The organism is Paenibacillus sp. FW101-FHT12H11 (genome assembly GCF_058790355.1).
This window is the reverse complement of the sequence record NZ_JBYTCO010000014.1, coordinates 61702-85792: the sequence shown is the minus strand read 5'-3', so window position 1 is coordinate 85792 and position 24091 is coordinate 61702. Positions and strand designations below refer to the sequence as shown.

Sequence of the window (24091 nt, the reverse complement as noted above, 5' to 3'; positions counted from 1 at the left end):
AGAAACGATAGGTAGGAATCTAGGGCACAACCATTTCCAAACCCAGTCATGATCCGACAACCTCCGCAAATTCCCAAACCTTACCTGCATGCCGGGTAACCCTTTAAAAGTTAACAAACTTACCCATGAATGCTATAATGTCAAGGATAGTGACCATTTTAGTAATCGAGGGATCCTTTTGGTTTTGTCGAAAATACGCATTTTAAAAATTGTTATCGGACTAGCCCTCGGTTTCCTATTGGTAGTGGGCCTACTTCTATTTTTGCCAAAAATAGAGGAAACCAAGCTTCTCTACGCAACTAGTGGAGATTCGTATGATACGGCGGCTTATGGCAACTTTTCGCAGAGCTTGCAGGCTGGCATTTCCGTAGATAAGCAGAAGCTAGCAGCCCTATCCGCTAGAAAGCTGAAGACATACGATGCTATCTATCTGGACCCGGCGCTAGCCGAAGATCCCGCATGGACGGAGCAGACAACAAAGCTCATAAGCTATGTGAAGCAAGGCGGGCATTTGCTAGTCGAAAATGGATTTGCCCCCCGACTGCCGCTTGATTTCCTTGGGGCATCAGAGCTTGTTAACTTGCAGAAGGTTTCGCTTACAGGTTTAGGAGCGCCTCAATTGGCTGCAAATACGCCGAGCCTTAGCTACCCCAAGGTTTCTATGAATTTACAAGGCGTGCAGACAACCTTTCAATTGTTTAGCGACAGCTACCTCAAGCATCATACGATGGAGGACCTTCCGGGTTTTCATATGGGGTACGGCTTTGTTCCGTCGTCAGGACAGACCCTTGTCGCCATGAATGTGTCCGGTAAAGCTGTTTCGCTAGCCATGGAGAATCGTATAGGGAAAGGCACCGTGCTGATCTCTAGCAACTTCTTGCCTAACCGCTACTTTCCAACCGGATACGACATGCAAAGCGGCGCTGACCTGAACCTGGGCTTCGCTCAACTGGCAGCCAAATATCAAGCCACAGGCAAATCTACGCCGGGGACGACCTACTTCAATAAAAGAGCTTTACCGATTGATCCCTATTTCAATTTTGATTTCGCAGCGGCCAACATGCAGTATCGCAGTGAGTTGTTGTCGTATGTAGCCAAAGAGACGCTAGGTTACAGCGTTCGCAAAGTGCTCGGTCCTTATGGCAGACCTGCCATGGCTTTTCAGAATCACTTTGAGGCGATGCCGGCCATCCAACACAAAGATGGCATCGCCTGGGCAGAGGAGCTCAAAAAGTATAACGAGATTCCCTCGTTCACCCTGGTGCGTAACGCGTTCTATTGGGGGCAGTGGCGCGAGAGCTTAACGGTGCAGCTCAACACCGGAACGAATGCGCAGCCGACATTCGTCGGGGAATTGCCCGGCTCAGGCTACGCAAGCGGCCTGCACGTGATGTCAGCCGGCAAGCCGCTTCGGCAGGCGCTGTTCCCGCAGTATCGCGATCTGGCGAGCGCGATCGAACTGCCCTACCGCGCGTACCCGGCCGCCGCGGATCTGAACGGCGACGGCCGCACCGACGTGCTGGCCGGCAGCGCGGACGGATTCGTGTACGTCTACACGAATCAAGGGCCTGATCCGGCGGCGTACGCGAGCGAGCCGCCGCCTGCCGGAATGGCGCTGCCGGACACGTTCGGCGCGCCTGCGAAGCTGCTGCTGGAGTCCGGCATGCCGCTCCAGCTCAGCCCTTACAGTGCCGTTCACGCGGCAGACGTGAACGGGGACGGCCGCCCGGACCTCGTCGTCTCCGACGAGTCCGGGGCCGTGTATGAGCTGCCGCAGCTCGCTGGCGGCAGGTTTGCGAAGCCCGCGGCCGTGCGCGCGGGCGGGAAAGCGCTGCAGCTCCCCGGAGGGGCTGCAGCGCCATACGTCGCCGATATCGACGGCGACGGCAAGCTCGACCTCGTCCTAGGCGGAGCCGATGGGCGAGTATGGCTCTATAAGGGCCGCAGCGCAGCGGCCCTCACTTTAGAGGCCGGCAGCGAGATTCTCACGCTGCCTAACAAAGCCGCGTACGCTGCGCCGGCCGCACGCGACATGAACGGCGATGGCCGACTCGATCTCTTGGTCGGCAGCAGCGACGGGGACCTGCAAGTATATCTCCAAAGCGCCTCTGGCGCTTGGACGAATACGGGTCCCCTGGAAGGCACAACCTTAAACCAGGTCGGCAATCGGGCATTGGTTGCCGGACATAACTCCGTTCCGCTATGGCTGGATCTCAATCACGACGGCAAAGACGATCTCATCGTCGGAGGCATCGAATTCGGATCCCCAGTGGCAATTGATAATCCGCAGTTCCCTTATCAAGTAGAACTGAAGGAATTCATTCAATATGCCCGTGATAACCATCTAGACTTAGATCCGCACATTTTTGTGCACAATTTCAAAAGTGCTGAACAGGAGCAAGATGAGCTTGCCCTTCATAAACAAGCCTTCGCCAAGCTAGGCATTCCTTGGCTGCATCCCGGCACGAATCAGCACACATGGCGCATAAATAATGAAGATCATCAGCAAACACTGCGAAGCGAGGAACAGGACGGAATGTGGTATAATTTTGGCTTCCTGCCTTCCGAATCGCCCGTTATTTCCCGGCCTGAATCGATATGGTCGCTGCCGTTCTTACTGCAAGACAGACTAGGCAGCACGGACCGTACCATGCTGATACATACACCGACACCGGTGCTGCGCACAGGCGACTATGCCACGACGGATGTATTCGAATCGATGGTCAAGCTGGACATGCCGATTGATTATTTCGAGCACATCGAGTACCATTTTCCCGAACCGGCCAAAATCGCCGATTTGACGCAGTTCGCCGACTATTTTAACAAGCTTCGCACGAAGCATGATTATAATTTCATGACCGAGAAACAAATGGCCAAATCCTTCTTAAACGCGATGAAAAGCGAAGTTCGGATCAGCCAGTCATGGGCCTTCTATTTATGGGACAGGCTCAAGGATCGTTTAGCGGGTGGCAGCCCGCACTTCCATGCGACTCTGACACCGAACGCGAAGGCAGTCCCTAGCTTAGCTGAAGAGTATGCGGGAACACTAGGAGTGGTCATAGAAAAAGGCGAGAAACTAGCCTTGTACTCCCTGCAAAGTGATTCAAATACTTATACGACAATTGACAACCGTTTCTATGTAGGATTGGCTGGGCCATCCGCCATCGGTATTGCGCCGGCCAAAGAACGGCTGCATATTGTGCGTGCTAACGTGCCTTTTTCGCTGACAGAGCAAGGATCTACACGCAATTTAGAGCTCAAGGCAGCTGGGTTGCAGCAGGTGAAACTATTCAGTCCTACAGAGCTTTCATTCACTGGCGATGCCAAAATCGAGTATGACGCAGCAAACCATCTTTACACGATTACCCGATACGGAGATGTAACTACGCTTTCGTTCACAAGCAAAGCAAAGTGACAATGCACTTACGCTGAACTACTATCTACTTTTTAAAAAATAACATTAAATTTCAATTAACCAGGAGGCTTTCCATCATGTCTAATGAAGACTTACTTACGCAGCTTGAGCAGCATATTCGCGAGCGTTATGAAATTGCCGAGGACGATGACGATTTTGGCGTTGATGTTCACTTGTTCGATTATGGGTTTATCGATTCCATCGGTGCTACGGCACTGATCGCCCACATTGAGAAGACTTATGGCATCCAAGTGACGAATCAAGATCTCATGTTGTACTCCATGAACACGGTAAGCGAAATTGCCGATTTTATTTCCAAGAAGACTGCGAGGTAACCCACTCATGTTGACATGTAAAATTTCTCTAGAAGGCTTAGCCGAAAGCCAGCACGGACAAGTCAAGTATGCTTCCGCCTTTGCTGATGAGCATATACAGGATATCGCGCTTATTGATGGCCACATCATCATCACGCACAACTCGCCGAATGGCAACGAAGGAATTACGGAGCGAGTCGGACGCCTGATCGAACGTTTCTCCCATGGCGATTTCGGGTTCAAAGAAAATATTTTATTCGAAAATAAAGTAGACACTCCTTATGAAGGCGATATTATCGCTGAATTAGTAGAGCGCAAAGCCATTAAAATTCTGGAACCCGGACTATTTATTTTCCGTGAGCCTTTCTCCAGCTTGATGCGCTTCCTGGATTATTCGTTCGTGACGAAAATTGCTAAACGCTTTGAGGGCATGCAGGAAGAGCAGTATCCTGCGGTTATTCATAGTCACACTTTGAACAAAACAAACCATTTCACATCATTTCCGGAGCATATTCACTTCGTTACGCATTTACGCGAGGATTTGGACGTGATTGAATCGTTCTCGCAATCCATTCGCGATGCTGGCGGTTGGAAGCAAGATGAGCCGTTAGAGCTTGATCCTAACATGGTGAAGCCTAATTTCATGATGAATCCTTCCACTTGCTACCATTGCTATGAGGGGTTAGAGAATGAGACGCTTGAGGGTGAAGGCATCGTGGTAACGGCAATAGCCAAGTGCCACCGCTTCGAGTCCAAAAACCACAGCGACTTCGGACGTTTGCTCGACTTCTCCATGCGCGAAATCATTTTCGTCGGCAAACCGGACTTCGTCAAAGAGAATCGCTTGAAATCGATAGAATATCTCAAAGAATTAGCGGTGGAATGGAACGTAGACTCCATGTTGGAAATTGCGAATGATCCTTTCTTTACGAATGATTTCCAAGTCAAGGCATCCTTCCAACGCAATCAAGAGATGAAATACGAGCTGCGTCTGACGATTCCGCATGTGAAGAAGTCGATTGCCTGCTCTTCTGTCAATTTCCACAGCAACACCTTCGGGAATGCGTTTAATATTAAAATGGGCAAACGCAACGCGGTTACAGGCTGCGTAGGCTTCGGTATTGAGCGCTGGGCGTTTGCGTTCTTGGCGCAATACGGATTAGATGAGCAGGAGTGGCCGGCTACTTTCCGCGAGCAGTACCACGCTTGGCAGGAAAAGGCTCTGTAAGGAACCGTTTGTCCCTTTTCATCACTTAGTCGTCCTATTCTTCTATTCAAATTTTTATTTGGGCCCACACGCCGACCTTTGATCATTGGACGTCAGCTGTGGGCCCCATCCTAATCCAAGATAATGAGTGATTCCGTTGAAAGCAGCCACATTTCTTAAAAAGAATAGTTTCGTGCTCGGCCTGCTGCTAGCAATCGTCGTTTCGGACCTTCTCATCTCCTGGTGGAACCCGATGGTTAGCTCGCGCCGTTTCTACAAAAACGACTTTACCAAAACGCTCTACCACCATAGCTGGTCCCAATCGGGTCCGGTTTTCTTCGGTAATTCAGCTGTAACAGGGGCTTACATCGAAGAAAAATCTGATGCCCATTTGGTAGAGATGGGGCTTTCCTATGGGAAGATCACCGATCTTAAAGGTATCCTCGAGGATCGCTTGTACCAGGTTCGTGATGAACTAGTGATTGGCATTGATGTTCATACGATGCTCGATCCCCTCGAAACCGATCCGACCTACCAATGGTTCAAACCATGGTATCAGCCCTATGTGTATACGTACCGTGACTACTTCCGTGATTCCGGCGAAGAATTCGTCCGTAATTTAAGTAAAGGAAGCTTAGCCTACGAGCCGCGTTGGATAGATAAAGAGTTGTATCCCGGCCGTCAAGACAATACCGCCCTTCAATCGAAATGGAACGATTACGACAAACGCTTCGGTGCTATGACCTTAAAGGATTTCCAGAATAATCTGGACGCCATGCAGTGGGTCATTCGCTATGCTAAGGAAAATCAGCTTCGTTTGCGAGTCATCTGGATGCCTTGGAACAAGGGCTATGCCGATCCGCCTTATGTAGCTTCCTTGAAGGAAGCAGTAAACGGCCAATTGAAAACCGCCGGTGTACCCGTGTTGGATTTGATGCATACATACGATCCCAAGTATTTTCATGATCTCGTACACTTAAACCGCGAAGAAGGCGCTCCGCTATTTACGAAGGAGGTGGACACATGGTTAAAGTCCTTAGGAAAATAGCCGAAGTCCTCATCTATCTCGTGATGCTGTATCTGGTTTTCATTTATTTTACCGGTAAGGGCCTATTTATCTACGAGAAATTCTAATCGGGCTTTCCAAGCGAGGAGTTCTAAAGCTATGTTTTATATGCAAATGAACGCGATTATCGCTATGATAGGCATGGTTGCCGTTCTGATGCTCACCCGCAAGTGGGCCGACAACAAACGTATTCTGATGATTATTTTCAGTCTCTGCTTTTTACTGCTGTACAGTCAAAAGCTGCTCATTTTCTACGCTGCTTTTACTGTGATCAACTACGCTGGATTTGTGTATTTATGCCGTACGACCGTTTGGCGTAAAGCTACTTTTATCTTTGCGCTTGCCGCTAATATTATCGGCGTTTTTCTAGGTGTCCGGCTTTTCATCATGGGCATTTTCCACAACCCGCTGTTCGACGCCGTCATCTACCTTGGACTCATTTATAATGTTTTGAAAGTGATCGATGCTTATTATTTTGCTTATTTCTTTGGAAAAGACGGCCAAGTGCCTGCTATTGATTATGCGAATTACCTGCTGTTTGTCCCAACGTTTACTTCAGGGCCGATCTTGAAATTCCGGGATTTTATGGCCGATAGCAAAAAGCCGTACACGGTAGACGCCGCCCTCTTCGAAGACAGTGTCAAACGCATTATTCTGGGTTTGTTCAAAAAGATCGTCATCGTCACTTGGATGACCAGCGTCTTCGATCAAGTGCTGAAGCAGGACTTGCACACGCATCAGTCATTATTTCTGCTTGTATGGTTCTATGCGCTAATTTACTTTGATTTCTCCGGCTATTCGGATATGGCCATCGGATTTGGGCGGTTAATGGGCTATACGATGCCTGAAAACTTCAAACGACCGCTGCTCTCGCCTTCCATGACCCAATTCTGGCGCAACTGGCACGCTACGCTGGGCGATTTTTTCCGTGATCATATCTTCATGTTCTTCTCGCGTACTGTACCTTCCCGCTGGGTTGCCTCCAGCTTGTCTATTTTAATTATGGTCTTAATGGGCCTGTGGCATGGCTTTACCTGGCTTTACTTCTTCTATGGTCTCTATCACGGGATCATTCTAGCGATCGAGAATATTTTCAAAATTACAACGGTAAATAAAAAGAAAGTTTCTAAAACCTATTTCTATTTCCGCTGTTTCGTAACACAAGTCTTAGTGACGTTCTCCGTAATTATTTACAGCTCCAATTATGAGACGGTTCTGCGGATCTATAAAGGCTTGCTTCATTTTACGGGATGATAGTGTTATAATTTGTGTGGTTGTTTACCATTTATGGAGGTGTACCTAATGAAGTTAGGCGTTTTTATGGTTCTGTTTGGTGGAAAACCTTTAGAGGAAGCTCTTGATTATGTTGCTTCTAAGGGCTTAGAGGCTGTCGAAATCGGAACTGGGGGCTACCCTGGTAATGCGCATTGCAACCCGGTTGAGCTGCTTGCTGATGCTGGTAAGTTAAAAGCTTTTAAACATGCGGTAGAATCCCGCGGTCTGACGATTAGTGCTTTGAGCGTTCACGGAAACCCGCTTCACCCGCAAAAACAAATTGCGAAAGAATTCCATGATGCTATTATACAAACGATTGATCTTGCTGAGCGCCTTGAAGTCCCTGTAGTTAACACGTTCTCTGGCTGCCCTGGTGACCACGAGGATGCCAAATATCCGAACTGGCCGGTAGCTCCATGGCCGAACGATTTCCAAGAAATTCTTGACTGGCAGTGGGGAAATAAAGTCATTCCTTACTGGACGGAAACAGGGAAATATGCTTCTGATCGCAATGTCAAAATCGGTTTGGAACTGCACGGCGGCTTCTCCGTACATACACCGGCTACCCTTCTCCGTCTGCGTGAAGCAGCAGGTGAGGCCATTGGTGCCAACCTAGACCCGAGTCACATGTGGTGGCAAGGAATTGACCCTGTACAAGCCGTACAAATTCTTGGCCGCGCAGGAGCAATTCACCATTTCCACGCAAAAGATACATCCATGGATGTTAACAATGTAAACCGTTATGGCGTTACGGACATGCAGTCCTATGCAAACATGCTTGATCGTGCGTGGCAGTTCCGCTCCGTTGGTTACGGTCACGACATGAAAGTATGGGCTGACATCATCAGCGCATTACGTCTTGTCGGTTACGACTATGTCGTGAGCATTGAGCACGAAGACGGATTGATGTCCGTTGAAGAAGGCTTCTCCAAAGCTGTTCAGAACCTTCAACAAGTTCTTATCAAAGAACCGCTTGGAGAAATGTGGTGGGTATAAGCGGCTAACCGCTTACCCCCTTCCTGCCCATCAAAAAAGCCCGCAGGCACCGATGATCTCTCGATCTTGGTCCTACGGGCTTTTATCTTGTCAAACATGGGTTAGCTCTGAATTACCAGCCTGTGATCATGACATAATCCATGAGGCCGAATACGAGCAGGGAAACTACCGCAAATGCTAGGGCAAAATAATTTTTTTTGGGTGAGATCAATTGTCTGATGACCGCAATGGCAATAATCACTGTGAAAATCAAAACGTAAATATCAAAACTTGTATACGTGCTAGTTGTTGCTGCTGCTTCTTCCGCGAATAACATGGTGAAACCCTCCTTCTAATAACTCGGTGCAAGGCACACGTCCTGCTATTTTAATTCTATGTTAGCTTGATTGGACACTAGATGCAAGTGATTAAGCGCATGTGTAACAAGTTTGTCACCTTTTGGTTAGATTAACCACCTTCTGCGGAAAATATTACACCTTTAAGGTTAATGATGCCCTTCTTTATACCCCTTTATTACAGCTCATGTTTACCCATTATGGATTCAAAATTAAAGAACCCGAGCGTCTCTAGAAGACACTCAGGCTTAGCTGACTATTTTATGTATAGAATTACTACCTACGCCATTAATCCATAGGCGGAGAGCGTTTCTTTATGTTCCTCGATGGGTGTCGTCGGCTGATCCTTCAGCCCTACTTCTTTTTCCTGCCAATCTAAAAAACGAAATGGATCTATTCCTAATGCAGAAACAATCTCCTGTATGTCTAACGTCGGTTTCATAGCAATCCTCCATGAAGTAATAGATTTGTACAGCTTATATCTCTCGATCCTGAATAGTCAGCTAGGAAAATCGTGTTGCAACCACTATCTTAATTATAGGACTATTCACTTATTTTTTGATAGAGGGTTAAATTGTCGAATCCAATTAAGTCTTAACAAAAGCCATGTCAAATAAGTCGGAATTATGAATATTCTGACGAATAAGATCAGATCAGCCGCGTTTGTCGAATAAATTAACAGTCTGGCGATGGTCCAACATCGGGGAAGGTGTCCCCTTACCCTGCCACGCAAAAAAAGCCCCACGATAATCATCCGTGAGGCCTTGCTGCTAATCGGCGGTTTAACCGACCGATTCTTCCAACACTTCCAACCGCTTCGCATAGTTCTCCGAGCGTTCCCGATCCCTCTCGAGGATCGGTTTCAAATACTGGCCGGTATAGGAACCGGCCACCTTCACAACATCTTCCGGCGTACCGGAAGCCACGATCTGACCGCCTCGGCTGCCGCCTTCAGGGCCCAGATCGATGAGGTGGTCCGCCGTCTTGATCACATCGAGGTTATGCTCGATGACAAGTACGGTTTCACCGCTCTCTACGAGGCGGTGAAGCACCTTCAGCAGACGATCGATATCGTGGATGTGGAGCCCTGTCGTAGGCTCATCCAAGATATAGATCGTCTTGCCTGTACTGCGGCGGTATAACTCCGCCGCGAGCTTCACGCGCTGGGCTTCGCCCCCGGACAACGTCGTGGCCGGTTGGCCGAGTGTCATGTATCCCAGCCCTACATCTAGAAGTGTAGTCAGCTTACGATGAATCCTCGGCAAGTTCTTGAAGAACTCGCAACCGTCCTCGATCGTCATCTCAAGCACTTCCGAAATGCTTTTGCCTTTATATTTCACTTCCATGGTCTCACGATTGTATCGTTTGCCTTTGCATACTTCACAAGGCACGTAAACGTCTGGCAAGAAATGCATCTCGATCTTGATAATGCCATCTCCGCGGCAAGCCTCACAACGGCCGCCCTTCACGTTAAAGCTGAAGCGTCCTTTTTTGTAGCCACGTACCTTTGCTTCATTCGTATTCGCGTACACATCACGGATGTCATCAAATACCCCTGTATAGGTCGCTGGATTCGAACGAGGCGTACGACCGATTGGAGATTGGTCAATATCAATAACCTTGTCCACATGCTCAAGCCCGATAATTTCTTTGTGTTCACCAGGACGAACTTTCGCTCCATTCAAGTCGCGTGCCAGCGTTTTGAATAGGATTTCGTTAATTAATGTACTTTTGCCGGAGCCGGATACGCCTGTTACGCAAGTAAACACACCTAATGGTACTTTAGCCGAAACATTGCGCAAATTGTTCTCTTTGGCCCCTTTGACTTCGATCCATTTGCCATTCGGTTTACGGCGCGCCGCCGGAATCGGAATGAACTTCTTGCCGCTAAGGTATTGACCGGTAAGCGAGTTCTCGTCCGCCATAAGCTCTGTAGGCGTACCTTGGGCAATGACTTGCCCCCCGTGAATACCGGCACCAGGTCCGATATCGATAATGTAATCCGCTGCCATCATCGTATCTTCATCATGCTCAACGACGATCAGCGTATTACCTAGGTTCCGCATATGTTCAAGCGTCTGAATCAGACGCGTATTATCCCGCTGATGCAGCCCAATGCTAGGCTCATCCAAAATATAAAGAACGCCCATTAAGCTGGAGCCAATCTGCGTCGCAAGTCGAATCCGCTGTGCTTCTCCTCCTGACAACGTACCCGCTGCACGATGCATCGTTAAGTAGTCAAGACCGACATTCACCAAGAATCCAAGGCGTGCCCTGATTTCTTTGAGAATCAGGTTCGCGATAGTAAGCTCTTTCTCGTTCAGATCTAACGTTTTGAACCATTCTTCCGCATCTCCAATGGAAAGGGAAGTTGCGTGAGCAATGTTCTTGCCATTGATCGTCACAGCAAGTGTCTCTGGTTTCAGACGCTGCCCCTTACACTTCGGACATGGCTTCGTGCTCATATAAGTTTGGATATGCTCTCTGATGCCCTCAGAGAAGGTATCTTTGAATCTGCGTTCCAAGTTGCGGATAATGCCTTCAAATGGAACAAGAGCTTCCTTGGTCGCTCCCATATCATTCTCGTAGCGGAAGCGGATCTTCTCCCCGCCTGTCCCATAGAGAATGACCTTCATTTGTTCACTCGACAACTCGGATACAGGGACATTGCGAGGAATCGAATAGTGATCGCAAACTGCCGCAAGAAACTGCGGATAGTAGTTGGATGTGCTGCCCGCCCAAGCTTCAAAAGCCCCTTCTTCAATCGTCAGCTTCATATCAGGCACTAACAAATCAGGATCGACAATCATCTGGCTGCCGAGTCCGTCACATTCCGGGCAAGCACCGAAAGGCGAGTTAAAGGAGAACATCCTTGGCGCCAATTCCTCCACGCTAAAACCGCATTCTGGACATGCCAGATTCTGACTGAACAACAGCTCTTCCTTATCGATAATGTCGACAATGACTCGACCATTCGCAAGTTTAAGCGCTGTTTCTAGAGAATCGGCAAGACGCGTTTGTACATCTTCTTTGATTACAATACGGTCAACAACGACATCAATTGTGTGCTTTTTGTTCTTGTCGAGCTCAATCTTCTCAGAGAGATCGATCGTCTCTCCGTTCACGCGCACCCTTACAAAACCTTGTTTCTGAACGTCGGTAAAAAGTTTCGTATGTTCGCCTTTGCGTCCTGAAACAAGAGGAGCCAGAATCTGAAGTTTGGTGCGCTCCGGATACTCCATGACTCGGTCTACCATTTGCTCCACGGTTTGCGATGTAATTTCAATGCCATGTGTTGGGCAATGCGGACGTCCGATACGCGCGAATAGCAACCGCAAGTAGTCATAAATCTCCGTTACGGTCCCCACTGTGGAGCGCGGATTTCGGCTTGTTGTCTTCTGATCAATAGAAATAGCCGGTGATAGTCCATCAATGGAATCTACGTCCGGCTTATCCATATTGCCTAGAAATTGTCTGGCATATGCAGATAATGACTCAACGTATCTGCGCTGACCCTCGGCATAAATCGTATCAAAGGCTAACGACGATTTGCCCGAGCCGCTTAAGCCTGTTAGAACTACGAACTTATCGCGCGGAATCGTGACATCGATATTTTTTAGATTATGAGCTCTGGCTCCTTTAATGACGATTTGATCTCTAGACACGGGTAACCTTCCTCTCCTATGTGAAACTGAAGCCCATTTAGGCTTCAGTTTTCATTTCCATAATAGCGTCACGCAGCTGTGCCGCCCGTTCGAACTGCAAATTCTTCGCTGCTTCTTTCATTTCGCCTTCCAAACGTTCGATCAAGGATGCGCGGTCTTTCTTCGACATTTTCGCGCCCTTCACATCCGTCAAGTAATCCGCCTTCTGTTCAGCTACTTTCGTAGCTTCAATGACATCGCGAATTTTCTTGGCAATCGTTTGTGGTGTGATTCCCATCTTCTCATTATGAGCTTCCTGGATGCTGCGGCGGCGACTCGTCTCACGTATGGCTTTCTCCATAGAGTCCGTAATTTTATCTCCATACATGATAACCCTACCATCGGAATTACGCGCTGCGCGTCCAATGGTTTGAATCATGGAGCGTTCAGAACGCAGGAATCCCTCTTTGTCCGCATCCAGAATGGCGACAAGGGATACCTCTGGCAAATCAAGCCCTTCCCTGAGCAAGTTAATCCCAATTAATACATGGAAGGTACCCAAGCGTAAATCACGTAAGATTTGCATCCGCTCAAACGTCTTGATATCCGAGTGCAAATAACGAACTTTAATGCCGATTTCTTTGAAGTAATCCGTCAAATCCTCAGACATCTTCTTCGTTAACGTCGTAACGAGCACCCGCTCGTCTTTCCGAATCCGATCATGAATTTCGGCAATCAAATCATCGATTTGCCCTTTGGTCGGTCTCACTTCAATAATAGGATCCAATAAGCCCGTAGGACGAATAATCTGCTGTGTCATATGAGGGCAATGCTCTAACTCATAGGGTCCTGGTGTTGCAGATATATATAAAATCTGATTAACTTTCTCCTCAAATTCCTCAAATCGCAATGGTCGGTTATCCAGTGCAGAGGGCAAGCGGAAGCCGTGATCAACCAGCACTTCTTTTCTAGCTCTGTCTCCGTTATACATAGCGCGAATTTGCGGCAACGTCACATGAGACTCATCAACCATGAATAACATGTCATCCGGGAAGTAATCAATCAGCGTATAAGGCGTTGCCCCGCGCTCACGGAATGTCAGCGGCCCTGAATAATTCTCAATTCCGGAGCAAAAGCCCATCTCCTGCATCATTTCCATATCATAGCGCGTTCGCTGTTCCAATCGCTGCGCTTCAAGCAGTTTCCCCTGCTCTTTCAGCTCCGCAAGACGTTCTTCCAACTCTCGCTCTATATTCACAAGCGCGCGCTTCATGGTATCTTCGTGCGTCACAAAGTGAGAAGCCGGGAAAATCGCGATATGATCACGCTCACCGACAATCTCGCCTGTCAGTACATTAATCTCCGTGATCCGCTCAATTTCGTCACCGAACAATTCAACCCTAACCGCCTGTTCACCATGCGATGCCGGGAAAATCTCAACAACATCCCCGCGTACACGAAATGTCCCGCGTACAAAGTTCAAATCATTGCGCTGATATTGAATGTCCACAAGCCTGTGCAAAATCTCATTGCGTGATTTCTCCATCCCTACGCGTAAAGAAAGCAGCAAATTGCCATATTCCATCGGCGAACCCAAGCCGTAAATACACGACACACTCGCAACGATAATAACGTCACGACGCTCAAATAAGGAGCTGGTCGCTGAATGGCGAAGTTTGTCGATCTCTTCATTGATGCTGGAATCTTTCTCGATGTAGGTGTCGGAGGAGGCAATGTAGGCTTCAGGCTGGTAGTAATCATAGTAACTAACGAAATAGGAGACGGCGTTGTGGGGGAAAAATTCTTTAAATTCGCTGCACAGCTGTGCGGCCAATGTTTTATTATGCGCAATAATCAAGGTAGGGCGGTTCAACTTCGCAATCACTTGCGCAGCCGTGAACGTTTTCCCTGTTCCTGTAGCTCCTAAGAGCGTCTGATGTCTATTGCCATCTTGAATGCTTCGAACGATTTCTTCAATGGCTTGGGGCTGATCGCCTTGTGGAGCAAAATCAGAAACAAGCTCAAATTTCTTAGAGCTCTTAACAAGTTCACTCATCAATAATCACCTACACTTATTGGTAATAAATCGAACTTTTATCCTATTCATTTTCTTTTTGTAATTTCCGATAAAGAAGTTTATGGAACCTGTCGTACATATATGATGGTAACATTTGACACCCATCATAAGAATGTTTGTTCTGGTTTTTCCATTATACTCTTTTTAAATCTTTGATGCAAACGGCAATATCTGTTACGGCCTGAATCCTTCATCAAGAGACACCAAAACACTTGCATCAGGCCACCTGTAGGGCCCCAATTCTTTTTACGCTAAATAGGAGTGGTAAAGTCATGGATTTGACAACAGTTTTAGGATTAGTCTTAGGTCTTGTAGGTTTGATTGGCGGTTACATGTGGGATGGCGGCCACATTAGTTCATTAATTATCCCAAGCGCGATGTTAATTGTTTTCGGCGGTACTTTTGGAGCAGTAGCAGTCAGCTTTCCTCTTTCTATTCTCGCGAAAATCCCTAAGGCTCTGGGCATTGCCTTCAAAGAAGTTAAGAGAGATCCAGCTGCTACAATTGAAGAACTAGTAGACATGGCTTCCATTGCACGAAGAGAAGGTGTACTTGCTCTCGAGCAGCGCGCTCAGGAGCATACCAATCCTTTCCTGAAGGACGGTCTGCTTATGGTCGTAGATGGAACAGATCCCGAATTGACCAGACAAATTCTCGAGCTCGAAATGGATGCCATTGAGCATCAGGTTGATAATATGGCGAAAATATTCGAAGCTGGAGGCGGCTATGCGCCAACGATGGGGATTATCGGAACCGTTATGGGACTCATTCACGTTCTAGGCAATCTCGAAGATCCTTCTAGTCTTGGCCCAGCCATCGCTGTTGCCTTCACAGCTACTCTATATGGGGTTATGAGCGCCAACTTAATTTATCTGCCGCTTGCAACCAAAATTAAAGTGCGCGGCAAGGAAATGGTTGCCGAAATGGAACTGATGCTTGAAGGCATTCTTGCTCTGCAAGCCGGCGAAAACCCGCAATTGATTAAGAAAAAACTGACCTCCTTCCTCCACGAAAAATCGTCCAAGAAAGCACCAGCGGTAGAGGAGGAAGCCGATTATGGCGAGGAGAAGTAAGAAGCAAGAAGAGCACGTCAATCATGAAAGATGGCTCATTACTTATGCTGACTTAATCACCCTTCTGCTCGTTTTCTTCATCATTATGTATGCGATGAGTAAGGTCGATGTTCAAAAGTATGCCGTTCTGGCGCAAGTATTAAACCTGCAGTTCCAGAAAGCCGACTCTGTTTTGGACAAAGGAAGCGGCATTAGCGGCCAAATGACTCCGAAGCAAGGCGACTCCGACAGCAAGGACAAAGATTATACCAAGCAAAATATAAACGATCAGAAGGAAGAAAAAGATAAAGCAAAACCTGATGAGAACGAGAAAGAAAAGCGCGAGAAAGAACTTCAAGATCTTTTAAAACAAGTACAAGCATACATTAAGGATCAAAATCTGGAGGCGCAAGTGTCCGCAAGTGATACAGAACGCGGTGTAGCGATTACACTGAATGATTTGTTTTTATTTGATTTAGGAAAAGCAGATCTCAAAGGTGGCTCGGCCCCTATTCTGCAAAAGCTCGCCTCTCTCTTCCCGACGCTAAACAGTAAGGTAAGCATTGAAGGCCATACCGATGATTTACCGCTCGCAACCGGCTCTCCATACAAAGATAACTGGGGACTCTCCTTCGCCCGATCCCTATCGGTGCTGCGCTATTTCAGTGATACGGCCAAGCTGAATGATAACAAATTCATTGCGACAGCCTACGCTGATACAATGCCAAAGGTTCCAAACGACAGCGATGAGAACCGCAGCAAAAACCGCCGCGTTGAAATCATTGTCCTGCGTGATGCACTGGCTCCAACCAGTGTACCGAAATAAACAAAAGACCCTACCTCCTAATTTTAGTGAGATAGGGTCTTCTTTTTTACATCGATTTCGTCGAATCATTCTTCAGCAAACCAGTTAATTTCCCTCGCAAATAAGAAAATAGATGCACAGGTCTATGCTCTGTGAAGTACAAAGCCTCTTGGTCCGGAGCTAAAATAATGCCAAGTTGGTGATGATCGCCGTTAAAGATTGCCCGCTGCAGAAAGCGAACCTCGCCTTCCTCATTCAAGATTTCCAGCTTACAGAAGGCCGAGTTCAGCCCCATAGCTAAATGCAAATCAGACTTTGTCTTAATTTTGTAGCCATTTACTTTATGAATGATTTCACCCGTTTGGATCCCTATTTCCTGCGCAGGGCTGTTAGGAACAACGGAGAGCACCATAAGCCCTCGTGTTGAATGGACATAGAAAGGAATTTGTTTCTCTTCCATCCATTGGTTATAGCGAATTAATCCCTCATGCAGCACTATGCTTAGCAAAGCCCCTAACAGTACAATCACCGACCAAAAATGCGCAGCAACCGCGGCAGCCAGCAAAATTATGCCATATAAGTAGAGCAAATTAGCACTTGAACGTGCTTGCTTACGAGGCAGCTTCGAGATCGTTAATTCCGTGAATCCGATCATCGCCGGGAAAGCAAGTAACGTCCATCCTGAGGCGAGATCCGCACCGAACAACGTTGTCCAAGGTAAGCTTATGTCGCTACCGCCCGTCAAAGGTACTATTAAAAATAACGGCACAGGCCAGAAGCCTTGCAGCTGCTGCCCTCCGATGATTTGCCCGCGTTTACCCTCCAGAAATAACGGTGTCGCCATACGCGCTCCTTGGAAATGAGTAAGCATCCCCTCCAGCAGATGAAGCACAGCTACAATGGCAAGCAAAGAAGGCATATCCGCATGCCTGACAATATCCAACATCGGCAATGTCTCTTTCAGACTAGCCATATCCGGAATCCATGACAAGATCACTTGGGCCACTCCCAGGATGCCAACTGCGTAAGCCAAACAAAGGAATCTCACTCTGAGTAAGACTAGGATAACCGTGATAACCCACAATAAAATAACCACATCAAATTGAATGTTTACGCCTACGAACAGCAAAAGCACAGACGCACACAGCCCCCCAATCCATCCCCAAAAGACCGTTCGCCACGTCTCATTGAGTAGAGAATGCAGGCGTGTATGAAATAACTTACGTTCCATTTGAATTTGCTTTCGATAATGCAGCACGATAAATAAAACACCTATATAGTAGAAAGGATTCGCAAACAGCTGCCCTACCGCATGAAGCAGCCTCTCCAAGAGTTGAATCAGAACATCCATAACGATTCCGGTCTCCTCGATATAAAGAAAATAGGAAGGCTGCCTAAGCACCCTTCCTACTCTATTTCGACTGCGAGGGCTCATTTTCCTGCCTTGCGCTGCGAATTTCCAATATCTCACTAACAATTATTTCCCGAGTTGCTTTTGAATTTGTGCAATTGCGGCCTTCAACTGCAAATCGTTCTTAGGCTCACGAATTTGCTCCAATAACAGCTTCTCGATTTTGTTCGCGGTTTCCGTATCGACTTCACCGGTCATCGGCAAGCTGTTCGTCCGTTGGAAAGCTTTCACGGCTGTCGTTGTTTTCTCATTGAAATAACCGTCGGAACGTTCCGGATTAAAACCAAGACCTGCGAGCATCAGCTGCAAATTTTTCACATCATCGCTCGTCATATCTTGTTTAAGCGCAGTTTTCTTGGAAAGCGGCGCCGCTTTGAAATAAGCCGGTTGTTCTACCGCGATATCCGGTTGAATACCGGTTTTGTGAATCCAATTGCCGTTTGGCGTCAACCATTTGTAGACGGTCATCTTGATGTTGCTGCCGTCGCCCATTTCCTTCTCAAAAGTGACTTGAACCGTCCCTTTACCGTAAGAAGTTTCACCGACAATTTTACTTCCAACCGCTTCTTGGAAAGCACCTGCCAAAATCTCCGAAGCACTGGCGCTGCCTTTATTGATCAATACCGTAACCGGATAATTTTTGCCTGTTCCCGTGGAAGGCGTCGGCTCCCGCTTGCCGTCCCGATTCTCCACTTGAACGATCGGTTTGCCGCTTTTCACAAAAGGATTCACAATGTCGACAACGACGTTCAAAAGTCCGCCCGGGTCATTGCGAACATCGATAACGAGTCCCTTCATGCCTTTGGCTTCAAGATTCTTCAATTCTTCCGCAAAGCGTACGGCCGTATTCGAGGAGAATTGGCGAATCTCAATTTTTCCAATTTGATCCTGCATCATTTCTCCGTAGACAGTTTCCACATCAATATTATCGCGGACTACAATCACTTGAACCGGATCGCCGGCACCTTGACGAAGAAGATCCAGCTTCGCTTGCGTTCCCTTCGGACCACGGATCTTCATGACCGCTTGGTTAAGCGTCAGACCATCCAGCTTTTCTCCGTTCACCGAGAGGATGACATCTTTGGCCTGAATGCCTGCTTTCTCCGCTGGAGAGCCCTTAATTGGGGAAACGATGACGAACTTGCCTTCCTCAATTGATACCTCAGCCCCTATCCCTTGAAAAGAGGACGTAATACTTTCATCGAACTGCTTCGCCTCCTTCTGATCCATATAGACCGTGAACGGATCTTCCAGAGATTCCAGCATGCCGTTGATCGCGCCGTTAACGAGCTTATCATGATCCGGCTGTTTCAAATATTTACTTTCGATCAGTTGAAAGGTTGTAGAGATTTTACTCAAATCCTTGCTCGACAGTCCTGCCGAAGATCCTGTAGAGTCGGCTGCACTGCCCGTTGGCTGCTCACTCCGCCCCCATGTGAAGGATGGATCGACTACCGTCAATGTCACAATACTACTTGCAAACATAGCTAACAATACAAAAACAATGACCGTGCGCCCTTTGAATTGCAAAGCGTGATTCACCACCTTTTTCCTAAAACCCATTCGGGTTCGCTTGTTTGTAGTATATGACAAGCTCTTCCCGTTTTATAACCAAGTTGTCCTATCGCAAGAACGGTTTAGGATCGGTCGGAGTTTCGTTCAGCCTAACCTCGAAATGCAGATGGTTTCCTGTCGATTGCCCTGTCGAGCCAACTCCGGCAATCTTCTGCCCACGTTTGACTGTATCGCCCACTTTGACATAGATGCCATCGTTCATAATATGGCCGTACAGTGTCCATAATCCATTGCCGTGATCGACGATAACGCAGTTCCCGTAACCGTTCATCCACGAAGCGTAAATGACGGAGCCGTTCTCCGCAGCAAGAATGCTTGTCCCTTTTGGAGCGCCTAGATCTATGCCCTTATGATTCTCGGCTTTACCTGTAACGGGATTAATCCGGTTAACAAAATCTGACGTAAGCGGCGCTTGCGCTGCCAGAGGGTAACCTAACTTGCCTCCAGCGTAAGTGAAAGGAGACTTCGCTTTGGTCGCAGCACGTTTCTTCGCTTGAAGATCCGCCTCTTGCTTCGCCAATTGCGTAATTAACTTGTCGCTCTCTTCCGAAATATCTTCAAGCGTCTTCTCCTGCTTCGTAAGCGAAGCAATTTTGACTTCTTTCGCTTTCTCCTTCGCCTGCAGATCATCTCTTAATGCATCTGCATCTGCGTAGAGCTTTTTGACCTTTTCGAGCTGCTGCTCGGTCTCTTCCTTTTTCTTAGCGACAATCTCTTTATCTTTCTTATTTGCTTCTAGCACGACTTTATCTTGATTTACAATAGATTTCAAAGCCTCAATCCGGTTCAAGAAATCAGAAAAGCTAGTAGCGCTCAGAACAACGTCCATGTAGGAAACAAAACCGTTCATATACATCAAACGCACGCGGGATTTCAGCATTTGGTCGCGACTTTCTACCCGTGCTATCGCCTCATCCAGCTGTTTCCCATTTTCCTCTAACGTATCGGTAACTTGATCGATTTGCTCATTCAACAGCGTAAGCTTTTTACTGGCCTCATTGACTTGTTGGACAAGCGTATTCATATCCTTGGTGGCTTGATCTTTCTCAGAATGTACTTTATCTATCTGATTCTCGGCGTCTTTCGCCTTCTGCTGCGCTTCTGCCTTCTGCTTCTTAAGTTGAGTCAACTGCTGATCGATCTTATCCGTTGTAGATGCGGCATAACCTGCATATGGCACCGCTAGCGAAGCGGCAATTCCAAATGACATCACCAAGGGTAGAATCTTCTTCTTCAAGCACGTAGCCTCCTCATCATCAAAAACATGATGCTTTTTTTGGACTTCATCTCAAATCTCTTATTCTCTTATCTTTGAATCTATGAATCTTTGAAAACATAAATAAAGCTTTAAAAACCGGCTTTCAGAACCGAGAAGGTTGGACGAAAATGGGTGTAGGAGGAAACGGAGTGTAGCGAGCTACATGAGTACCGGACTACCCCATTTTCGTTCAAGATTCGACGCCGAGTATGCTACAGTGAATAACTTCGTTATCAAAGTCGGTTTTTAAAGCCCCCTTATTAGACGCGGAGGAATTTGCGGACGGAGATTAGGGACCCCCAGACGCCAATGACGATTCCAATACCTAGCAATAAAGCAATCATCGTAGGAGCAATTTTTCCGAAAGGTGTCAGCTCGATCATCAATAAATTTAAGTTCAAAGAACTTAAGTTCAGCAACTTCCAATATCCACCGAGAATGATTGCAGCAGGAATGAGTGAACCCACAAATCCAAGTAAAGCTCCTTCTATAAAAAACGGCCAACGAATAAATGAATTCGTCGCTCCAACCATTTTCATAATTGAAATTTCTTTGCGACGGGCTAAAATCGTAATTTTAATCGTGTTGGCAATCAAGAACACCGCCGTAAAGGAGAGCAAAATCACAATCCCAAAGCCGACCCAACGAACAATTTGCGTTACTTTGAATAAAGCTTCAACAGTCCCTTTGCCATAATTCACTTTATAAATAGGCTTTGGATCCTTATCTGCGTTAAGTGCGCTAATCTGATCCGCAACCACGGCTACATTACGGGGATCATCCACCTCAACCGTGAATGCATCATTCAGCGGATTGTTTTCTCCTTCAAAACCATCAAGCAAAGCTTTGCCGCTTTCCCCTAACTTTTGACGCAAATAGACAAGTCCTTCTTCTTTCGAAACGAACTTGATCGTTTTGACTCCTTGTAAACCTTGAATTTGGGTCTGCAGCTCTGTGATTTGATCCTGAGGGGTGTTAACCTCCAGGTACACGTTAATCTCAACTTGATCCTCAATTTGACTGGCAATATCATTGACATTCAATGTTATTAGTACGAATATTCCTAAAATGAACAACGAGATTGCGATTGAACTAATCGACGCAAACGTCATCCATCCATTCCTGACAACATTCCGCGTACCTTCCCGCAAGTGCCGGGAGAATGTACTAATCTTCATAGCCGTATTCCCCCCGTAACTGGTCACGAGCAATAATGCCATTCTCGATTGCAATGACTCTTTTACGCATCGTATTTACGATTTCCTTGTTATGCGTAGCCATGACGATTGTCGTACCACGGAAGTTAATTTCCTCCATAAGTTTCATAATCCCCCACGATGTCTCAGGGTCGAGATTTCCTGTCGGTTCATCGGCGATAATGACGGATGGATTGTTGATTATTGCCCGGGCAATGGCGACACGCTGCTGCTCACCGCCGGATAGTTGTGAGGGAAGCGAATTTGCTTTGTCCTTCAGCCTCACCAGTTCAAGCACTTCCATCGTACGTTTCTTGATTTGTTTCTTCGGTGCTTCAATTACTTCCATAGCAAAGGCTACATTGTCGAAAATAGACAGCTTCGGCAGCAATCGATAATCTTGGAAAATAACTCCGATATTTCGACGCAAAAAAGGTATTTTACGCTGTTTCAGCTTTTCTAAATTGAATCCATTCACGAAAATTTGGCCCTTGGTCGGTCTTTCTTCTCTATACATCAATTTCATAAATGTCGATTTACCAGCCCCGGAAGGTCCGACAACATAGACAAACTCGTTGCGGTCTACTTTTACATTAATCCCTCTCAATGCATGAGTACCGTTGGAGTACGTTTTCCATACGTCCTGCATTTCGATCACAATATCACATCCTAATATAGGGGTCCTTAAGCGAAGCCTAAAGTCTCTCTGCTGTACAGACAGCTTTAAGGAGTTCGACACGAAGTCGGAAATTCCTTCTAAAATCGTTCAAAATTCCTGTTGTTTACTGTCACTATATCATGATTTGTACACATTTAAGGGTCACAAGGTTTTAGTAATAAATTGATCGGAAAGAAGATACATATGGTAGTACAGGCCTTTCACTCATTCGTATGTAAAGGAGCCGCTGCACATGCCACCCCTCATTAGAAAAGCCACCTTCTATGCGACGATCACAATAGGACTGCTAAGCTCTATAAGTATCGGTCTATACCTGTATGGTTCTCAGAGCACACTGCCTCCGAAATTTACGGTTGCCGGCTGGCGCGTCGGCGGCATGCCTTATGATACGTTCCAGCAGCAATACGAGGAGAGGCTTGAACTGTTAAACGCTTTTCCTGTCCAATTGCAAACCTCCTATCCGGACATTGCCAATCGGCAATTGACCCTTAGACAGCTAGGCGTCGAATACCACAATGATGCGCTTACCCAGTCAATCGCCCAATTGTTCGAAGCTTCACCCTTGCAACGGATAAAAGCCCGCTGGGAGCTTCGTCATGCCGATATCCCGATTGAGGTCACCGTGAACGAAAATCAGCTAAACGCAGCGTTGAAAGAGGCATGGAAAGACCTTTATAGCCAGCAGCCTGCGCCGGCGAAGCGGATCGTGACCGCTCAGGACTCGTTAAATTATGAACCGGAACACAGAGTACTACGCATTGACACCGTACATTTGGGGGAACACCTGCAAGAAGTTGCTCCCTCCATTTCGTATATTCACAACGCGGCACCCGTTCGATTGACGCTGCCCTTATACGAGCAGAGTCCCGCCGTAACCGTAGAAACATTGAAGCAGCAGGGCATCGACCGTAAAATATCCGAGTTTACGACCACGTTTCCCGCTTCCGGTGAAGGACGGATTCATAACATTCGGTCTACCGCCGCGTCCATTCAAGACTTACTCATGGCACCAGGAGAAACGTTTGACTATAGTAAAATCATTGCACAGACTGAAACCACGTTCGGCTATAAGGAAGCGCCAGTTATCCTTAACGGCAAGCTGGTTCCCGGTATCGGCGGAGGCATATGCCAAGTATCGACAACACTGTACAATGCTGTACTGCGCAGTGGGCTTGCTATTGTTGAGCGCCGTAACCACTCCCTGCCTGTCAGCTACGTCACGCTTGGACAAGATGCGACTTTTGCCAACGGCTACATCAATTTCAAATTTCGCAACAATACCGATGCCTATCTATTGATTCGCACCGTCACAACGGATCGGGACGTCACCGTCAAGCTGTTCGGACACATGTCTCCTTCGATCACATATGACATAGAATCAAACGTCACAGAGACGATTCAACCTCCAGTTAAATACTTGCATAATACAACGCTAGCCCCAGGAGCCACTCGACCCATCAGTACGGGTAAAGCAGGTTACAAAGTTGAAACCTATCGGATTAAAAGGGAAAACGGCGTTTTCGTCAGCAAAGAACTCATCTCGAAGGATCAGTACTCTCCGGTGCCGACCTTGGTCGCCTCTAACCGGGGCGATATCAAACCTGAATTAGGTGGCGCACCTGAGCCACAACCCATTTTGGAAGACGGCGTCAAAGGACCTTCCTTCCGGTAATCTTTGTGACTATTTTGAACCATAAAAAGGGTCAAACATCTAAAGGTCATGTGACTGTAGTTACTAGGTCACTATGACTTTTTTTTATTATGATAAGAGTACGCAATTTGAGAT

At 47.1% G+C, this 24091-nt stretch carries 18 protein-coding genes; 9 read left to right on the top strand and 9 right to left on the bottom strand.

All coding sequences use genetic code 11. From position 1 onward, the window contains the following. Window positions 1-184 precede the first annotated feature (184 nt). The 6 genes from AC3WTJ_RS34640 (at window position 185) to AC3WTJ_RS34615 (ending at window position 8273) form a co-directional block, all read left to right on the top strand. Window positions 185-3415: an FG-GAP repeat domain-containing protein gene (locus tag AC3WTJ_RS34640; protein ID WP_492526016.1), complete on the top strand. Its 3231-nt coding sequence runs from the start codon at window positions 185-187 to the stop codon at window positions 3413-3415. Between the two features lie 77 nt (window positions 3416-3492). Beyond that, on the top strand, window positions 3493-3750 hold the full coding sequence (locus AC3WTJ_RS34635) for an acyl carrier protein (RefSeq protein WP_127453260.1): 258 nt from the start codon (window positions 3493-3495) through the stop codon (window positions 3748-3750). A gap of 7 nt (window positions 3751-3757) precedes the next feature. Then, a complete protein-coding gene (locus AC3WTJ_RS34630) occupies window positions 3758-4957 on the top strand; it encodes a class-II aminoacyl-tRNA synthetase family protein (protein ID WP_492526014.1) in 1200 nt (399 codons plus the stop codon). A 127-nt stretch (window positions 4958-5084) separates the two neighbouring features. After that, complete coding sequence (locus tag AC3WTJ_RS34625; RefSeq protein WP_492526012.1) at window positions 5085-5984, top strand: SGNH/GDSL hydrolase family protein; 900 nt, start codon at window positions 5085-5087, stop codon at window positions 5982-5984. Between the two features lie 117 nt (window positions 5985-6101). Then, on the top strand, window positions 6102-7256 hold the full coding sequence (locus AC3WTJ_RS34620; RefSeq protein WP_445560581.1) for an MBOAT family O-acyltransferase: 1155 nt from the start codon (window positions 6102-6104) through the stop codon (window positions 7254-7256). Window positions 7257-7304: 48 nt separating this feature from the next. After that, window positions 7305-8273, top strand: a complete 969-nt coding sequence (locus tag AC3WTJ_RS34615) for a sugar phosphate isomerase/epimerase family protein (RefSeq protein WP_492526010.1) — start codon at window positions 7305-7307, stop codon at window positions 8271-8273. A 112-nt stretch (window positions 8274-8385) separates the two neighbouring features. On the opposite strand, the gene AC3WTJ_RS34610 is transcribed toward AC3WTJ_RS34615, so the two are convergent. From AC3WTJ_RS34610 to uvrB, 4 genes are all read right to left on the bottom strand, one after another. Then, window positions 8386-8589: a DUF2759 family protein gene (locus AC3WTJ_RS34610; RefSeq protein ID WP_492526008.1), complete on the bottom strand. Its 204-nt coding sequence runs from the start codon at window positions 8587-8589 to the stop codon at window positions 8386-8388. A 299-nt stretch (window positions 8590-8888) separates the two neighbouring features. Further along, window positions 8889-9050 carry a hypothetical protein gene (locus AC3WTJ_RS34605; protein WP_492526006.1) on the bottom strand — a complete coding sequence of 54 codons (162 nt, stop codon included), beginning with the start codon at window positions 9048-9050 and terminating at the stop codon, window positions 8889-8891. Window positions 9051-9390: 340 nt separating this feature from the next. After that, window positions 9391-12273: an excinuclease ABC subunit UvrA gene (gene uvrA / locus AC3WTJ_RS34600; RefSeq protein ID WP_492526004.1), complete on the bottom strand. Its 2883-nt coding sequence runs from the start codon at window positions 12271-12273 to the stop codon at window positions 9391-9393. 37 nt (window positions 12274-12310) lie between these two features. After that, on the bottom strand, window positions 12311-14308 hold the full coding sequence (gene uvrB, locus AC3WTJ_RS34595) for an excinuclease ABC subunit UvrB (RefSeq protein ID WP_492526002.1): 1998 nt from the start codon (window positions 14306-14308) through the stop codon (window positions 12311-12313). A 293-nt stretch (window positions 14309-14601) separates the two neighbouring features. On the opposite strand from uvrB, the gene AC3WTJ_RS34590 reads away from it, so the two are divergent. Both AC3WTJ_RS34590 and AC3WTJ_RS34585 read left to right on the top strand, forming a co-directional pair. Continuing rightward, window positions 14602-15402, top strand: coding sequence for a flagellar motor protein (locus tag AC3WTJ_RS34590; protein WP_492526000.1), 801 nt, complete (start codon window positions 14602-14604; stop codon window positions 15400-15402). After that, entirely contained in the window at window positions 15386-16207 is an 822-nt protein-coding gene (locus AC3WTJ_RS34585) for a flagellar motor protein MotB (RefSeq protein ID WP_492525998.1), read from the top strand. Before AC3WTJ_RS34590 ends, AC3WTJ_RS34585 begins: the two co-directional genes overlap by 17 nt. Before the next feature lie 46 nt (window positions 16208-16253). On the opposite strand, the gene AC3WTJ_RS34580 is transcribed toward AC3WTJ_RS34585, so the two are convergent. The 5 genes from AC3WTJ_RS34580 to ftsE all read right to left on the bottom strand — a co-directional run bounded on the left by AC3WTJ_RS34580 (window position 16254) and on the right by ftsE (window position 22284). Continuing rightward, the gene (locus AC3WTJ_RS34580; protein ID WP_492525996.1) at window positions 16254-17537 is read right to left on the bottom strand and encodes a serine protease; all 1284 of its coding nucleotides are present in this window, start codon (window positions 17535-17537) and stop codon (window positions 16254-16256) included. Between the two features lie 126 nt (window positions 17538-17663). Then, window positions 17664-19127 carry a S41 family peptidase gene (locus AC3WTJ_RS34575; RefSeq protein WP_492525994.1) on the bottom strand — a complete coding sequence of 488 codons (1464 nt, stop codon included), beginning with the start codon at window positions 19125-19127 and terminating at the stop codon, window positions 17664-17666. Window positions 19128-19218: 91 nt separating this feature from the next. Continuing rightward, entirely contained in the window at window positions 19219-20409 is a 1191-nt protein-coding gene (locus tag AC3WTJ_RS34570) for a murein hydrolase activator EnvC family protein (protein ID WP_127453281.1), read from the bottom strand. Window positions 20410-20690: 281 nt separating this feature from the next. Next, window positions 20691-21608: a permease-like cell division protein FtsX gene (ftsX, locus tag AC3WTJ_RS34565; RefSeq protein ID WP_407870153.1), complete on the bottom strand. Its 918-nt coding sequence runs from the start codon at window positions 21606-21608 to the stop codon at window positions 20691-20693. Next, window positions 21598-22284 carry a cell division ATP-binding protein FtsE gene (gene ftsE / locus AC3WTJ_RS34560; RefSeq protein WP_492525991.1) on the bottom strand — a complete coding sequence of 229 codons (687 nt, stop codon included), beginning with the start codon at window positions 22282-22284 and terminating at the stop codon, window positions 21598-21600. The genes ftsX and ftsE overlap by 11 nt, the downstream gene beginning before the upstream one ends. A 253-nt stretch (window positions 22285-22537) precedes the next feature. Here ftsE and AC3WTJ_RS34555 point away from each other — a divergent pair, with 253 nt between their 5' ends. Then, the gene (locus tag AC3WTJ_RS34555) at window positions 22538-23977 is read left to right on the top strand and encodes a VanW family protein (RefSeq protein WP_492525989.1); all 1440 of its coding nucleotides are present in this window, start codon (window positions 22538-22540) and stop codon (window positions 23975-23977) included. The last annotated feature ends 114 nt before the right edge of the window (window positions 23978-24091 follow it).